10 protein-coding genes are annotated in these 10,627 nt (G+C 69.1%); 4 read left to right on the top strand and 6 right to left on the bottom strand.

The genetic code is table 11. From position 1 onward, the window contains the following. Positions 1-90: 90 nt before the first annotated feature. Both AB0I72_RS24665 and AB0I72_RS24660 read right to left on the bottom strand, forming a co-directional pair. Positions 91-2,781 (bottom strand): DUF4132 domain-containing protein, encoded by a 2,691-nt coding sequence (locus AB0I72_RS24665; RefSeq protein WP_358572680.1) that lies wholly within the window; start codon positions 2,779-2,781, stop codon positions 91-93. A 2-nt stretch (positions 2,782-2,783) separates the two neighbouring features. After that, the gene (locus AB0I72_RS24660) at positions 2,784-2,948 is read right to left on the bottom strand and encodes a hypothetical protein (protein WP_358572678.1); all 165 of its coding nucleotides are present in this window, start codon (positions 2,946-2,948) and stop codon (positions 2,784-2,786) included. A gap of 265 nt (positions 2,949-3,213) precedes the next feature. On the opposite strand from AB0I72_RS24660, the gene AB0I72_RS24655 reads away from it, so the two are divergent. After that, positions 3,214-3,351: a hypothetical protein gene (locus AB0I72_RS24655; RefSeq protein ID WP_358572676.1), complete on the top strand. Its 138-nt coding sequence runs from the start codon at positions 3,214-3,216 to the stop codon at positions 3,349-3,351. Positions 3,352-3,643: 292 nt separating this feature from the next. Here AB0I72_RS24655 and AB0I72_RS24650 read toward each other — a convergent pair whose 3' ends face one another. Then, positions 3,644-4,054, bottom strand: a complete 411-nt coding sequence (locus tag AB0I72_RS24650; protein WP_358572675.1) for a hypothetical protein — start codon at positions 4,052-4,054, stop codon at positions 3,644-3,646. An 876-nt stretch (positions 4,055-4,930) separates the two neighbouring features. Continuing rightward, complete coding sequence (locus tag AB0I72_RS24645) at positions 4,931-5,266, bottom strand: DNA/RNA helicase domain-containing protein (protein ID WP_358572673.1); 336 nt, start codon at positions 5,264-5,266, stop codon at positions 4,931-4,933. 533 nt (positions 5,267-5,799) lie between these two features. Between AB0I72_RS24645 and AB0I72_RS24640 the strand changes: the two genes are divergently transcribed. The 3 genes from AB0I72_RS24640 to AB0I72_RS24630 all read left to right on the top strand — a co-directional run bounded on the left by AB0I72_RS24640 (position 5,800) and on the right by AB0I72_RS24630 (position 8,451). Continuing rightward, the gene (locus tag AB0I72_RS24640) at positions 5,800-5,958 is read left to right on the top strand and encodes a hypothetical protein (protein WP_358572671.1); all 159 of its coding nucleotides are present in this window, start codon (positions 5,800-5,802) and stop codon (positions 5,956-5,958) included. 232 nt (positions 5,959-6,190) lie between these two features. Beyond that, entirely contained in the window at positions 6,191-6,745 is a 555-nt protein-coding gene (locus AB0I72_RS24635) for a hypothetical protein (protein ID WP_358572669.1), read from the top strand. 68 nt (positions 6,746-6,813) lie between these two features. Beyond that, positions 6,814-8,451: a DUF6880 family protein gene (locus AB0I72_RS24630; RefSeq protein ID WP_358572667.1), complete on the top strand. Its 1,638-nt coding sequence runs from the start codon at positions 6,814-6,816 to the stop codon at positions 8,449-8,451. Between the two features lie 27 nt (positions 8,452-8,478). On the opposite strand, the gene AB0I72_RS24625 is transcribed toward AB0I72_RS24630, so the two are convergent. Continuing rightward, a complete protein-coding gene (locus AB0I72_RS24625) occupies positions 8,479-9,141 on the bottom strand; it encodes an SEC-C domain-containing protein (RefSeq protein ID WP_358572665.1) in 663 nt (220 codons plus the stop codon). Positions 9,142-9,532: 391 nt separating this feature from the next. Continuing rightward, entirely contained in the window at positions 9,533-10,297 is a 765-nt protein-coding gene (locus AB0I72_RS24620; RefSeq protein WP_358572663.1) for an enoyl-CoA hydratase/isomerase family protein, read from the bottom strand. Positions 10,298-10,627: the final 330 nt, after the last annotated feature.

Genomic DNA, 10,627 nt, shown 5'->3' with positions numbered 1-10,627 from the left:
TTCCTTTGGGAGGAAGGAAACCGCTCCAGACCGGGCTCAGTGCACCTCCCCTGCCTCACCTGCGCGCGCAGCCGAACGCCTTCCTCTCCGCTACCCGTCCAGTCCACGGCGGATCTGCCTGGCGATGCTCACGTCCTCGATGGCGCTGTCCTTGGCGAGCATCAGCGCCTTGGACAGGATCAACGCCAGACGGCCGCCGTCCTGCTCGAAGGGCAGGAACATCCCCGGGCCCTTCTCCTTGCCCGAGGGCACCACGCAGAGGTAGGAGTCGTCCGGATCCATCAGGATGTTGGCGCTGCCCAGGTGGATCCGGTAGGAGCGCAGGTCTCCGCGCACCCGCAGGAAGCGGCCGTCGACCTCCAGCCGGTCAGCCGTGCTCAACCGCGGCAGCAGACGCTCCAGGGCCTCGCGCCGCACGACCGCGTTCTCGGTGAGTTCACCGAAGGCCGCCGCACGCCAGTAGGGCAGGTGGGCGCTCTCCCCCCGGTCGACCCACTCGGGATCGGCGGCGATCGAGGACACCCCCACCGCCAGATCCACGTCACGCATCGCCTCGGACAGCACCAGCGTCGACACCTCCGCCAGCGGACCCGGTTCCCTCTCACCCGCGCGATGGAAGCGGACCTGGTCGGTGGTGCAGTGCCGAACGGGATCGAACTCGTCGTCGGCCAGGGCGATGTCGAGGCTGACCCGCCAGGAGGTCCCGCTCTCCCGGTCGGTGTAGACGCCCTCGGCCGGGCCGTTCTCGCCGCCGTGCCAGCCGCCCAGCTGGTGTACGCTCCACCCGCGCTCGTTCAGCAGGGCCTTGGCCCGCCCGTACCTGAGGACGTGGGCGGCGTACCGGTTGGAGTAGACCCGAGTGGCCTCCTCCGCCGGTGTGAGCAGGTAGATCTCCCGATACGCCTGCTTGACGGGCTGGGCGATCTCCCGGTCGGTCAGCTGCCCCCGCCACCGGTGCACCGTCTCCGGGCGACTCCGCACCGGGTGCCACAGCCGCACCCGGGCGCCGCCGCCCACGGTCGCGGTGTGCGCGACCACGGCCCCGTCGGGGTCGACCAGGCGCCAGTGGTCACCGTCCGCCTCGGGCAGCCCGCACACCCAGGTCCGGCCGTCGTCCCCGCTCACCTCCCACAGCAACCGTCGGGCGAGCGCCCCGGTGACCGGGTGGTCGAGATAGTGACGGACCCAGGACGCGGCGTCCCACACCCGCCCCTGGCCCAGGAACCCCTCCAAGCGGACCCGTTCGGCCGCCACGACCTGGCGCAGTTCCTTGAGCTCGGCACGCAGCGCCTTGACCTCGTCGGGGTGCGACGTGCGCAGGGCCGCGGGGGGACTGGCGACGGGACGCCCCTTCGCGGAGACGAAACCCAGCGCGGCGGTACCGTCCGCGCCCAGGGCCACGGTGACCGGGTGCTCGCCCAGCAGGTCGGTCCGGACCCCGTCCCGGCCCAGGCCGAAGTCGGGGACGGTGCGCTCCAACAGTTCCTCCCCGGTGATGCCCAGTCGGTCGGCGATCTCGCCCAGGGCCTTGTCGATCACCCTCAACAGGGTCTTCTTCTTGACCCTCGCGCGGATCCGCGCGAGGGCGGCGACCGCCTCATCGGTGCCGCGCGCGGCCAGGATGCGGACGCAGGCCGAGGCCGAGCGTTCGGACCGCAGCAGCTTGGACCCGCCTGGCCCGGTCCCGGTGAACACCGCCAGCCGCTCCAACAGGGGCAGCGTCCAGGTGTCGTCCTCCGAGGACGACTCCTGCACCGCCCACACCAGACCGTTGACGATGTTGTGCACGTGCATCAGGAAGTAGGCCGAGCTCGAACCGTAGTGGCCCTCCTCGGCCCGCGGCGTACGCAGCACCGTCTCGACCAGGCGCGACAGCACGTTCTCCGCGTCGGGGAGCGCGGCCAACCTGTGTCGAAGCCCTTCCCGCCATTCCCGAGAGGGCCGGGAACCGGGCGGGACCAGGAGGTACACGAACAGCTCCGCCAGGCCGGGGCAAGCGGCCAGGGAGGGCTCACGCTCACGCAGTCGGTCGCCGAACAGGTCCCCTTCGGGAAGCAGGTGCTCGACGGCCAGGGGTGCGCCCAGCCGGAGAAGGAGCAGCAGCCAACGCGCGTGGGGGTGAAGCTCGTCGGGCTCGTAACCGAACAGAGTGTCCCCGCGCTCCTGACAGCGGGCCCGGTACTCGTTCAGCTGTTCCACACACGGGACCAGGACATCGTCCTCCACCCGCTCACACACATCGACGTGGACGTGCCGATCGGTGAGGCCGTGCGCCTCCGCGTGCAGGAGCAGGGAGAGCAGGGGGCTGTCCCAGGGCAGCTTCATGCTGGACAGGGAAAGCCCGGCATGGCGGTGGATCCTGGAGAAGTACTCCCCGTGGCGGCCCCGCCCGTCGACCTCGGTGTGTCGAGGGTGCTCGGCATTCAGCATGAACCAGAGCACCAGGCGTACCTTGAGGCCACCGTCGCAACGGTCGACCAGCTCGCGAAGCGGAGTGCCCCGTTCGAACATGGAGATCCGCCCGTACCCCTCCCAGCCCTGGTCTGGGGCGTGGGCGTGCGCGATGCGGTCGCACTCCTCGACCAGTTCCGGCAGGCCGGGGGAGTACAGCCGACCCAGGACCTCCTCGACCTGCGCGGGCAACGTGCTCCGATACGCCCAGGCACTCCTTCCCCTGGCGTCGATGCCCAGGGCGAACTCCTCGGCGGTCCGCTTCGCCCACTCCAGCGCCGCGGAGGAGGGGGTGATCGAGGCGAAGGGCGGGGCGGTGGTCCCGCTCATGGTCAGCCCCCCGCCGGCGGAATGGGCTTGACGAACACGATCCCGGATTCGCCGGTCAGGTCGACGTTCTCCGCCAGGGACTCCACCTGGCGGTCTCCGACGATGAGTTCGGGAGCGGGGCCGGGGACGCCCAAGGGGCTCTCGACCCGAAGGTGGGCTCGGGGCATGGGGGTGGTTCCTCTCCTCCGCCAGCGCGGGGCATCGCGTGCCGGGCCACGCTAGCGGAGGAAACCGACAGACCCACCGGGACCGGGTCTTCGCCGTCGCCGAGTTGGGACCGGGCCTCCTCCGCTCGGCAGACACCGCGCTCCTCACTCCGAGCAGTGACACGGTGCACGCGAACGGGGGTCAGCATCGCCGGGTGGCCGGAAACGGCCACCCACGCGGGCTTCATGTCCTCGGGATCCAAGGGCGCTCGCGACCAGAGTGACCGTGCACCCGAGCGACCTGATGTACGTCCGGGTCGTCTCCAGCGGATCGTCGGAGTCGAGCTCCAACGGTTCCCAGCTGAAGTCCACCGGAGAGCTGACCGCCGGTTCGAGTTCGGGGGCACTGACATCCGCGCCCTGAGGCAGCCAATCAAACCCGCCCTCGAGAGCCCGTGCTCGGTACGTGCTGGAGGCAGGCGCCCCTCACAGGGCATGCGGCGCGGGAGGCCGCCGCCTACCTCAGCGCCCACGGACTCATGCGTGTGCTTCACCGTGTCGGTCGTCGTGTCCAATATCTGTTGTTCCAGGAGTTTCCTGGCCTTCGGGCGATGTCCTGATGAATCGTGGTCACGCCAACCTCCAGTGCGCCCGGGGCGTGCGCGAGCTTCCCGCTCACCCGGACTCCCCCGATCCAGGTGCCTCGGGATCGACTCTCATGCGGTCACCACGGAGAAACCGAACTGGATCACCGCCATGACCCCGGAGACGATCGTGGCCGCCGCGGCGAGCGCGGGAACCGCTCTCTTCCAACTGGCCAGGGTCTTCGCTCGGAGTTCTCCCCAGCCACCCGACGTCAGCATGAGTTTCGCCGTCTGCCACCGGTGCTGCTCGATGCGGCACCCCGGGAGAAAGCCGGAGGCGTTGTTTCGGCAGCGGGTCCTGTCTCGGTTCCAGGCTCCGCACGGCAAGGGCATCTGGAAGAAGACGTAGAGGACGGAGACTCCCGCCGCGACGGCGATCCACATCGGACCGACCTCGGGCAGAAACCATCCGAACAAGGCGAACAGAATGACGGCCACACCCCAGTAGCGCACGAGGCTCTTGGTGTTCTTCTTGGAAGCCATACCCACGATCATCGATCGCCTGCTTTTGAGCGGACAAGTGACATTGGTCCTTCGACACTGGCCGACCCAGGACAAGGAGGGAAGGTGTGGAACGGGTGCCACACGGGAGACCCGAGCCATCCATACGCGACCGGCGGTCTCCCGAGTTCACGTGGACCCTCGATACCACTTCCATCAGGATCGAACTCGGGGCATCAGACGCACTTCCCCTGACTGCGACGAAAATAACACGGAAAGACATATTGACCGAAATAGACCAGATTTCAATCGCATATTCCCTTTTCTTGTCATTTTGTTCATTCTCGAACCCGACTACGACCCCAGGAGATCGGAAGAGTGCCAGACGACGACCGACACACGTTCGACCGCATTCGCACTCTCAACCGGTGGTGCACGGAAATCAGGTACCGGTCGTCCGGCATGGGCGCCCTGATCGACCGGGCGGTCTGCGTGGTGCTGTCCGCACACGACCCGACCACTCCGCTGGGCATGGACACCGACGGTGCACCTGAGCTCCCACCTCGAACCGGAGCCGCAGACCCTTGACTTCTCCCGCGACGTGACCGCGACCATTCCCCGGTACGTCCGCGCGTCCCTGTCCCCGGAGATCGCCGCGCCGACCTGTGGTGGATCGCCGATGTGGAGGAAGCGGCGGACACCTTCTGCACCGTCTCCGTCAGCACCAACGACAGGATGACGGATGACCCCGTCGGTCATCGATGTCACGTCCCGTGGACGAGGGAGGTGAGGAACTCCTGGGTCTCCTCGTCGGTGGAGTACAACCGGCACGAGCCCATTCCCCGCGTCATGAGGACTCGATAGATGTTCCTGGCCAGGTCGAAGTATTCTTCGCGGCCGACCGACCGTATGTGGGGATCACGGCTCTCCCCTGGCTCCGCCACCCACTGCCCCGTCCCTGCGGACCAGTTCCGGACCGAAGATCACCCCGGCGTCGTCGTATTCGATTCCTTGAGCGGTGTACACGCAGCCGACCTGTTCCACACCGCCGGGATGCGTCGCCCAGACCACCACGACGGCGACCAGATCCTTGGGGCCGCGCTCTCCGATGAGCGGGGCGTCGTAGCGGCTGTGCCCTTCAGGAGTGCCGAACTCCAGATAGATCCGCAGATCGTGGAGGCCGGCTCGGGCCAGGGCGTCCAGGAGAGGAGGCCAGCTCTCGACCTCCGGCGCTCCTGGTTCTCCGAAACCCATGGAGCGGTAGCGGGAACGGCAGCGGTCGATGAAGTCGGGCCTTCCGAGCTCTCGGAGGGTGTCACCGACGCTGCCCGTACGTCCAGGGGCACGCGGTACGGGTAGACGTCGTCATCCCAGACCTGGGCGTGGTCCTGGTACAGCCCGCCCGTCAGGCGTGTGACGAACAGCTCGGACACCGTCCGGTCCCGCGCCTCCCGCGCATTGATCCTGCCCAGGCCCAGGAATCCGAGGACGAGGTAGTCGCCCTCCCGCAGTGACTGGAGCACCGGAAGTTTGGACTTGCTCTCCGCGGTCTTGGGCTTCCAGCCCCACACCGACTCCTGGACGCCGATGTTGAGGTTCTCTCGCCCCTTGTCACCGACGTACACGAAAACCGTGGTCACGGTCCTCCTTCGACACGTGCCGCCCGCCAGAACCAGGACGCTTCTTTCCTGGCATCACGGAAAAACGTCATTAATTGCACATATGTTACGAGTTGTCGATGACATCAAAGGCTCCGTACCGAACGGAGCCGCATCCCCTCGTGTCCCGTGGAGCGCCGATCCCTCGGCGGTGATGTCGTCAGCCTGAGCAGACCCGCCCCGGCGTGCGGTGCCGACGTCGCCGACCGTCTCCTGTGCGAAAAGGTGCGCCCCAGCCGACAACTGATGGAGGAGGCCGCGGCGGAAGTCAAGGAGCGCACCCAGTGACCATACGCAAGGTCGCGGGCAGGCGCAGCCCTCGAGTGCAGAGGCTGTTCACGTACTTCAACAGCTTCATGGAGACCGCCCCGAACCAGGATGCGCTCCTTGGAGCCGAAATCATCTGGATTCAGCGCCTCTGAGCTGGGATCCTCAAGTTTTCCACAGAGGCGAAGCGAGAAGGGGGCGATTCCCGCACCATGGGTGGTGTACCCCTTTCGAAATCCGCTGTGAGCCGCCCGTGATCACCACGTTCTTCCCCGCCGTCACCAGTCGGCGCCGACTCGAGCGCTCGGCGCGTGAGCACACCCTGACGCTGGACCTGGAGAGGGGGTCGTGCAGCGATGACGTTCCCGTCGAACGCCTCGTCGTCAACTACCTGCGTCACGAGTGCACCGACTACGACCTGGACCAGAGCAGCCCGCGCCACCGTGCGGCGTGTGAGGCGATCGCCGAGCGCTTCCCCTGGCTGGCCAAGGAGTGTCAACGTCAGATCGTCCGGCGCGCCGAGGCCGACGCTGAGGCCGAGGCGGCGTCGCGTTCCTGGGAGCAGGAGGAGGAGGCCGCACGGGAGCGGTGCCGCGCGCTGGTCAGCGCGTCCCGTGAGGCCATCGCCGACTTGCATGTGGGACAGCGGGTGAGCTTTCCGTACAAGCGCCACCGGTACACCGGCGTCATCACCAAGAAGGGCCGTTCCCGGGTGACCGTGGCCTACCGAATCCGGACCGGTAAGGACCGTGACCGGGTCCGTCTCGTCCACGCCTCCCTCGTCACACCCGTCACCGAGGAATCGTGAGCCGTCGACTGACGGCCGCTTCCTCCGGAACCGCTTCGAGGACGGCTCGCCGAGCGTTGAATGGCCGTATGCGCACTTTCTCCAGGGACGACCTCCTCGAATTCGCCGGGCGCACGTCCTACGCACGCGGCGTCGACTATGTCTCCCACGTCACCAGCCTGACCGTCGACGGGAACACGGTACGCGGCACCGTCACGGGCACCTCCGTCTACCGGGTGGAGCTCACCCCGAGCAGGAACGGTCTGGGGTGGGACTGTGACTGCCCCTGGGCGAAGGAGGGCAACTTCTGCAAGCACTGCGTGGCCGTGGGGCTGGTCCACCTGTACAACCTCGAACACGACGTGCCGAACCCGAAGGCCCCGGATCTGCGCTCCTACCTGCGCTCACGCGACCACGGCGAACTCGTCGAGCTGGTGGTGGAGGCAGTCGACGCCTCGCCCGAGCTGCGCCGCCGCCTGGAGATGCGCGCGGCCTGCTCGAGGGACGACGTCGACACCGCCTCCCTGCGCGTCCTGGTCGACAGCGCGCTGCGGATCATCGACTTCGTGGAGTACGGCCAGGCGCGGGAGTACGCGGACTCGGTCCACGGAGTGGCCGACGAACTGGAAAGCCTCCTCCAGCAGGGGCTGGCCGAGGAGGCGGAGGAGCTGAGTCGGCACGCGCTCGACCTCCTGGACGAGCACGGCGGCATGGTCGACGACTCCGCCGGTCACGTGGGCGATGCGGCCCACCGCTTCGTGGAGATCCACGTCGAAGCCTGCTCCGCGTCGGGGAGGGACCCCGGAGAGGTCGCGGAGTGGCTGCTGGACCGGCAGCTCAACGGGACCAGCGGAATCCCGGAGCTGTCGTTGGAGACGTACGTGGACGTACTCTGTGAGGATGGTCTTCGGCGTTACGGGGAGGAGCTGGTCAGGGCGCGGTCGCGACGGCCGGAGGGGGGCTGGACCGCACGGTTCCTCACGACCGAGTTCGCCCGGGTGGCGGGCGACACCGACCTGCTGGTGCGGACGTACGCCTCGGATCCGGAACGGGTGCACCACGCGGGGATCGTGGCGGCCCTGCACGAGGCGGGCCGCCGGGACGAGGCCCTGGAGTGGGCGCTCAAGGGACTGGCGGAGACCACGGAACGCCTGGACGAACGGTTCGTCGACTACGCGATCGACGCCTACCGGGAGGCGGGACGGATCGACGAGGTCCAGCGGTTGCGGTGGGAGGTGTTCGAGCGTTCTCCGCAGGTGCGGACCTATCAGGCTCTGCGTGAGGACACCCCGGAGCAGGAATGGCCGAGCGTACGGGAACAGGCTCTGGCACTGCTGCGGCGGTCCGCCGCACGCAGGCGCCAACCGCACTTTCCCTGCACCCTGGTGGAGGTGCTGCTGGCCGAGGGCGACGCCGAGGAGACGTGGGAGGCCGCCGTCGAGCACGGCTGTGACGACCGCCAATGGCTGCGGCTCGCCGCCCTGCGGGAGGCCTCGCACCCGGAGGACGCGCTGGAGGTGTACCTGCCGCGGATCTCCGCGAAGGTGCGGCTCACCAACCCGGGGCTGTATCCGGAGGCGGCCGAACTCGCCCGGAAGGCGTACCGGATCTACGAGCGACTGGGGCGTTCGGAGGAGGGTCGGGAGTTCGTCGAGGGTCTGCGGACCGAGCACCGGCGCAAGCGGCGGTTCATGGCCGAACTCGACCGGGTGGGGCTCGGCCGGTGACGGCACCGAACCCCGGACGGCGAGACGTCAGCGGTGGGCGGCCGACCCGCAGCACTTCTTGTACTTGCGGCCCGATCCACACCAGCACGGCTTGTTGCGCTCGGGCGGCCAGGGGATCAGCCTGGGGTCGTCGAGGGTGACGTTCGTCCGCCCCCAGGCCAGGCAGGTCTCGCGATCGGCCGGGTCCAGGCCCTCGCGGTCGGCGAACGCCGTGATCTCGTCGATTCCGTGCAGGACCACCCGCCACGGTGTGTCCGGGAATTCACGGGCCCGCTCCCGCATCACCCCTTCGGCGGCGCGGTAGTAGGCGCCGATCCCCAGTTCGGCGGTCTGCCCGGTGAGCAGCCCCCGGGCGCGGGCCACGTCGAAGGCGTCACGGGAGTAGAGCACTTCCACGCCCCCGTCGAGCTCGCTTCGCTCAGGCCGATCCTCGTTTTCCAACATCTCCCTGGCCGCTTCGAGCGCCACCCGGTCGTGGTCGTCGAGGGGGAATCCGGACTCCAGGCGCGCTACCTGAAGGTCCTCGGCGAACAGGCCCGCGGGCCCCTCCTCCAGGTGTCCGGGGCGCAACAGGTCGGCGGTGATCCGGTCGGCCTCGGCCGCCTCCCGCTCGTCGCCGCTCTCCCGCAACCGGTGCACCAGTTCGATCGACGCGTACTGACCGTCCTCCGGGGTGGGCGGGTCTCGCACAGCACCTCCAGCAGACGGCGGGCCTGCCCGTCCCGTCCACGGGAGGACAGTCCCACCACGGCCTCCAGGAGGATCTCCCCGATGTCCTCCGGATACTCCTCCAGCTCTTGCCGAACGACGTCGGGCAGCTCCAGAGAGCGCACAACGGTCATCAGGGCGTCATCGGGCCGGGGCGCCGAAGTCGGGGGCACGGGGGTGTCGTGAGCCACGGACACCACGCTAGCGCGAGGTCGCGGGCGGGAGCCGGTGGTCGCGTGGAATCCCCGCGCCGGATCAACCCCGTTGGGCACGACCGAGCCGGTCGTACACGGAGACAGGGCGGCACCGCCGACGCAACCTCCGTCCACCGGTGGGAGCCCTCCCCCTCCCCCTCCCACACCGACGAGGGCCGTCACCGGCCGGTGAACACCGGTGTGCCGCGCTCCAGTGACGCGGCGACCCCGGCCTCGTGGTCCTCGGTGGCCATCAGGCGGGTCTGTTCGACGATCTCGCGTTCCAGGGCGGCGGGCAGCGCGGCCAGCAGGTCGGCGCGCATGGTGGTCTTCATCGAACGCACCGCGAGCGGAGCGCGGGAGGCGATCCGGCGGGCCCACTCCAGCGCGCCCTCCCGCACCTCGCCGTCCTCGACCAGGTGGTCGGCCAAGCCGATCGCGTGCGCGTCGTCGCCCGGGACGCGGCGGGCGGTGTAGAGCATCTCGGCGGCCTTCTGCGCGCCCACGATGCGGGGCAGGGAGACGCTCAGCCCGAACCCCTGGTGCAGGCCGAGCAGACCGAAGTTGGCGTGGAAACGCGTGGCGGCCGAGGCCACCCGGAAGTCCGCGGCGCAGGCCAGACCGAGTCCGCCGCCCACCGCGGCGCCCTGGACCGCCGCGATCACCGGGACCGGCAGTGAGTACAGGCGCAGCCCCTGGCCGTAGAGGGCGCTGAGCGTGTGGACCGGGCTCTGTCCGACCCCGTCCGCCGCGAAGTCCATCCCCGCGCAGAAGTTCTTGCCCTCCGAGCACCAGACGAGAGCGCGGCACCCGTCGGCGACCAGTTCCTCCGAGGCGTCGGCGAGCTCGGTGAGCACCTTGAGGGAGAAGTGGTTGTTGGGCGGGCGATGGATCTCCAGAACGGCGACGTGACCGTCGACGCGCACGGACAGCTCCTCCGACATGGGAGCCTCTTTCCTTCGGTGCGGGGTGGGCGAACGGCAACGAGGCTATCGGGGGAGCCGTTCCGGGTCGGCGCCGGGGAGAGGCGGAGCAGGGCGGGTCACCGGGATGCCGGTACCGGGCACTGGTCCCCCGGCGGTGCGGGGCGGAGTCCCCGCCCCTGGTGTGTGTCCGGGGCGGCCGGGCAGCGCGGCCGTCACTCTCCCCGCGACAGCTGTCCGGAGAGGGGACCCGCGGCAGGAGTCCGTCCGTTGGGGGTGGCGGAGGGCGACGGGCGGGCGGGGCCACCGTGCGCTGCCACGGGACTTCGACGGGGAGCGGTTGCGGATCGC

The organism is Nocardiopsis sp. NPDC049922 (assembly GCF_040660275.1).
Lineage (GTDB): Bacteria > Actinomycetota > Actinomycetes > Streptosporangiales > Streptosporangiaceae > Nocardiopsis.
Note: the sequence above shows the minus strand (reverse complement) of the source record. Positions and strands in the feature narration are given on the sequence as shown.